The 4,985-nt window shown below is 38.8% G+C and carries 3 protein-coding genes; all 3 read left to right on the top strand.

Features of this window, described 5'->3' with window-relative positions:
• The first annotated feature begins 294 nt into the window (after positions 1 to 294).
• On the top strand, positions 295 to 1,224 hold the full coding sequence (locus GX687_04075; protein HHX96623.1) for an aspartate carbamoyltransferase catalytic subunit: 930 nt from the start codon (positions 295 to 297) through the stop codon (positions 1,222 to 1,224).
• Positions 1,224 to 2,522, top strand: a complete 1,299-nt coding sequence (locus tag GX687_04070; GenBank protein ID HHX96622.1) for a dihydroorotase — start codon at positions 1,224 to 1,226, stop codon at positions 2,520 to 2,522. The genes GX687_04075 and GX687_04070 overlap by 1 nt, the downstream gene beginning before the upstream one ends.
• Positions 2,515 to 4,985 (top strand): carbamoyl-phosphate synthase large subunit (carB, locus tag GX687_04065; protein HHX96621.1); only part of this gene is annotated, 2,471 nt, incomplete at its 3' end. The genes GX687_04070 and carB, both read left to right, overlap by 8 nt.

The following is a 4,985-nucleotide window of genomic DNA, read 5'->3' as shown; positions in this document are numbered from 1 at the left end:
TCATATAGATCGCAAAATTAGTTGTTAGCTTAAAAAATCAACATATTTTTTGATCTTAAGTTTTATGGTGTTAATTGCTAAACACGGAATTATGTTTGTCAGCGGAAAAAATGTCGGGGAGGATTTTTTTAGGGTTGCAAAGCTAATTGTGGTTTATTATAATAGTTAAAGATAGTTTCCCTTGAAATTAGTCCCGTGAGGCTAATAAGGGGTAAGTGTAAGTATACCTTCTGCCTGCGGGTGGAAGGTTTTTTGTTGCTAAGGGAGAATAATCTTAAGGGAGGGAGGCTGAAAATGGGGATTAAGGCTAAAGATCTTTTAAGTATGGAACAGCTTAGTCGTGAGCAAATAGAGTTAATTTTGCAAACAGCTAAGGAAATGAAAAAGATTATTAAGCGTGATTTAAAAAAAGTACCTACTCTCAGAGGTAAATCAATAGTTACACTTTTTTATGAACCAAGTACTCGTACCCGTACTTCCTTTGAATTAGCCGGTAAATATATGAGTGCTGATGTAGTTAATATTAATCCAGCTGTTAGTAGTATGGTTAAAGGAGAAAGTTTAAAGGATATGGGGTTGAGTTTACAAGCCATGGGTGTAGATTTGGTGATTATTCGCCACAAGATGGCTGGTGCTCCCGCTTTTTTGAGTAATTTCTTGGAAGCAAGAATAATTAATGCTGGTGATGGTTTTCATGAACATCCCACACAGGCTTTATTGGACCTTTTAACCATTGAAGAATATTATGGCAGTTTGGCAGGTTTAAAGGTAGCCATAATTGGCGATATTTTACACAGCCGGGTGGCCCGTTCTAATTTAAGTGGTTTAACTACTATGGGGGCTCAAGTGAAATTATGTGGACCGGCGACTTTTATTCCACCTGGGGTGGAAGAAAAAGCCGAAATTACTTATGATTTAAAAGAAGCTATTCAGGATGCTGATGTAATTATGGTTTTAAGATTACAATTGGAAAGACAGCGGGCCGGCTTTTTTCCATCACTGCGGGAATATAGTCAATTATATGGTATAAATAAAACGAAATTGGCTTTAGCTAAAAAAGACTGTTTGGTTATTCATCCAGGACCGATTAATCGGGGCATTGAAATTTCGGGTGAAGTAGCTGACAGTCTTAATTCTTATATTCCGGAACAAGTGACCAATGGAGTGGCAGTACGTATGGCTCTTTTATACTTAATGTTAGTGCGGAAAGGAGCTGATGATTAATGGAGCTTTGTTTAAAAGGTGGTTTAGTATTGGATCCGAGTACTAATTTAGAAAAAGTACTGGATATTAAAATTAAGGGCAACAAAATTGTGGAAATGGCGGAACATTTGGAGACTGGTGGAGAAGTAATTGATTTGGAAGGGAAAATAGTGGCCCCTGGATTTATTGATCTACACGTGCATTTGCGTGAACCTGGGGGGGAGGTACATGAAACCATACGTACTGGTTCACAAGCCGCTGTGGCAGGAGGATTTACTACCATAGCTGCTATGCCTAATACTAATCCCTGTGCTGATAATGAAGGAACCATTGAATTAGTTTTAAAAAGAGCACGTGAAGTAGGTTTGGTACAGGTACTACCTATTGGTACAATCAGTAAAGGACGTTTGGGTAGAGAAATTGCGGAAATTGGTTCACTTTATCGTGCCGGAGCGGTGGCGGTTTCCGATGATGGCAACTGTGTACTAGATAGTGAAGTGATGAGGCGGGCTTTGGAATATACTAAGATTTTTGGAATCCCAGTAATTTCTCATTCTGAGGATGAAACCCTTTCTGCTGATGGTTTAATGCATGAAGGTAAATGGTCGACTAATTTAGGTTTACGCGGTATCCCGGCACAAGCGGAAGAAATTATGGTCGCACGGGATATTTTTTTGGCCGAATTAACGGGAGGGAAATTACATTTAGCCCATGTGAGTACTGCTGGTAGTGTAGCCCTGCTTGAATTTGCACGAGAACGCGGTCTAGAAATTACCGCTGAGGCTACTCCTCATCATCTTTTACTTACTGATCAGGCTGTGAAAGATTATTCCACCCATACAAAGGTGAAACCACCTTTGCGCAGTGAAAAAGATGTTCAGGCTATTCGTCAGGCTGTGCAAAGGGGGTTAATTTCTTGTATAGCTACTGATCATGCTCCTTGGTCTCCGGAGGAAAAAGAACAAGAATATAGTCGGGCTCCTTTTGGTATTTCTGGTTTGGAAACTGCCCTGCCAATTACCTGGGATACTTTAGTAGTACAGGAAAAAATGAATCCTTTGGAATTTGTGGCACGTTTTACTACTGGTCCGGCTAAAGTTTTGGGTATTAACAAAGGTATCTTAAAAGTGGGTGAAACCGCGGATTTAACAATTATTGATCCTTTATTAACGAAAGCGGTACAGGCCAGTCAGTTTTATTCATTAGGTAAAAATACTCCAGTAGATGGTCGTGTTTTTCAAGGTTGGCCGATAATGACCATTGTGGGGGGAAATATTGTTATGTGTGATGGCTTAGTAAAGGGGGACAGGTATGCCTAAAAATTTAGCGATTAAAAAGGTATTAATGATTGGCTCTGGTCCGATTGTCATCGGACAGGCAGCCGAATTTGATTATGCCGGTACACAGGCCTGTCAAGCCCTTAAAGAAGAAGGAATTGAAGTAGTATTGGTTAATTCTAATCCGGCGACAATTATGACTGATACGGAAATGGCCGCTCGAGTTTATTTAGAACCTTTAATTCCCGAAGTTTTAGAACAAATTATTGCTAAAGAAAAACCAGATGGGCTTTTAGCTACTTTAGGAGGTCAAGTAGGTTTAAATTTAGCTTTGGCTTTAGCTGAAAAAGGTGTGTTGGAGAAATATGGGGTAGAGCTTTTGGGCACCTCTTTAGATGCGATTCGTCAAGCCGAAGATCGGGAATTATTTAAAAGATTAATGTCCGAAATTAAAGAACCAATACCGGAAAGTATGGTTGTTGATAGTGTAGAAAAAGCTTTATTATTTGCTGAAGAAATAGGTTATCCTTTAATAGTTCGTCCAGGTTATACTTTAGGGGGAAGTGGAGGTGGAGTAGCGGAAAATAAGTCGGAATTAAAGGAAATTGCGGCTAAAGGTTTAACTTATAGTATCAATAAACAATTATTAATTGAAAGAAGTGTGGCTGGTTGGAAAGAAATAGAGTTTGAAGTAGTACGTGATACTTCTGGTAATTGTTTTTCGGTTTGTTCTATGGAAAATATTGATCCGGTAGGAATTCATACTGGTGATAGTGTGGTTGTGGCTCCCACACAAACACTAACTATTCAGGAAGAGAAAATGTTAAAGCAGAGTGCTTTAAAAATAGCCACCGCTTTAGGTATTGCAGGTGGCTGTAATGTCCAGTATGCTTTACATCCCCATAGTGGACAATATTATGTAATTGAAGTAAATCCACGGGTAAGTCGTTCTAGTGCTTTGGCTTCCAAGGCTACTGGTTATCCGATTGCCAAAGTGGCTACTAAAATAGCTTTGGGATATCAACTTACCGAAATTACTAAAGCGGCCCTTAAAGAACCAAAATGGGATTATGTGGTGGTTAAAATACCGCGCTGGCCTTTTGATAAATTTACTACTGCTAGACGGACACTAGGTTCACAAATGAAAGCAACCGGTGAAGTGATGGCTTTAGGGAAAACATTTTCGGCAGCCCTTTTAAAAGCAATTCATTCTTTGGAAATGGATTTTACTAGTTTATTGGTACCTGAATTAGCTGATTTATCCAAAGAAGATCTTTACCGAAAATTAAAAATGGCTGATGATGAACGCATCTTTATTGTCGCAGAAGCCTTACGCCGAGATATATCTTTAGAAAAGATTAAAGAATTAACGGGGATTGCTCCTTTTTTTCTGGAAAGCTTAGCCGAAATTATTGCCTTAGAAAAAAAGGAGTGGACCTCAAAGGAATGGCTGTTAGCCAAGGAAATGGGTTTTAGTGATCTAGAACTAGCCCGTTTTCAAGGTTTAACCCCTACAGAGGTTCGTAAAAAACGTAAAGAGTTAGGGATTACCCCTGTATATCGTTTGGTAGATATTTATGCTCATACTACTCCCTACTATTATTCCTGTTATCAGGCTGAAAATGAATTAAAGCCTACTACTCAATCGAAAGTAGTAGTTTTGGGATCAGGACCGATTCGTATTGGTCAGGGAATTGAATTTGATTATTGTTCAGTACATTCTATTTTAGCGATTAAAGAGGCTGGTTTGGAAGCAGTAGTGATTAATAATAATCCGGAAACAGTAAGTACTGATCCAGAAATATCAAATCGTCTTTATTTTGAACCACTTACTTTAGAACATGTTTTAGATGTTCTGGAAGTAGAAAAACCTTTAGGGGTGGTAGTACAGTTTGGTGGTCAAACTGCGATTAATTTGGCTAAACCTTTGCTTGAGTGTGATATCCCTATTTTGGGTACTAAGGTAAATGATCTTGATCGGGCCGAAGATCGGGAAAAATTTGATGCTCTTTTGGAAGAAATAAAGGTACCTCGTCCTCAAGGCAGTATCGCCTATAATCATCATCAGGCTAAAAAAATAGCGGAAACTTTAGGCTTTCCCGTATTAGTAAGACCCTCTTATGTTTTAGGGGGTCGGGCTATGGAAATAGTTTATTCCGAAGCGGAATTAACTACTTATTTAGAAGAAGCAGTACGTGTTTCCGCAGAACATCCTGTTTTAGTGGATCGTTATCTTTTAGGTAAAGAAGTAGAAGTAGATGCCCTTGCTGATGGTAAACAAGTTTTAATTCCTGGAATTATGGAGCATTTGGAAAAAGCGGGGATCCATTCTGGGGATAGTATTGCTATTTATCCACCACAAACCCTAAGTGAAAAGATTAAGCAGACGTTAATTGATTATACAAAAAGGTTAGCTTTAAGTTTACAAATTAAAGGCTTGTTGAATATTCAATTTGTCATTCAAGGTGAAGAAGTCTATGTTTTAGAGGTAAATCCGCGGGCTAG

Source organism: Clostridia bacterium, assembly GCA_012841935.1.
Taxonomy (GTDB): Bacteria; Bacillota; Peptococcia; order DRI-13; family DTU073; genus DUTS01.
This window is presented reverse-complemented; position numbering and strand designations above follow the sequence as displayed.

What these genes read in the sequence shown, in the direction of transcription:
- GX687_04075 (HHX96623.1), top strand. Translation starts at nt 295, where the DNA reads ATGGGGATTAAGGCTAAAGATCTTTTAAGTATGGAACAGCTTAGTCGT.
- GX687_04070 (HHX96622.1), top strand. Translation starts at nt 1,224, where the DNA reads ATGGAGCTTTGTTTAAAAGGTGGTTTAGTATTGGATCCGAGTACTAAT.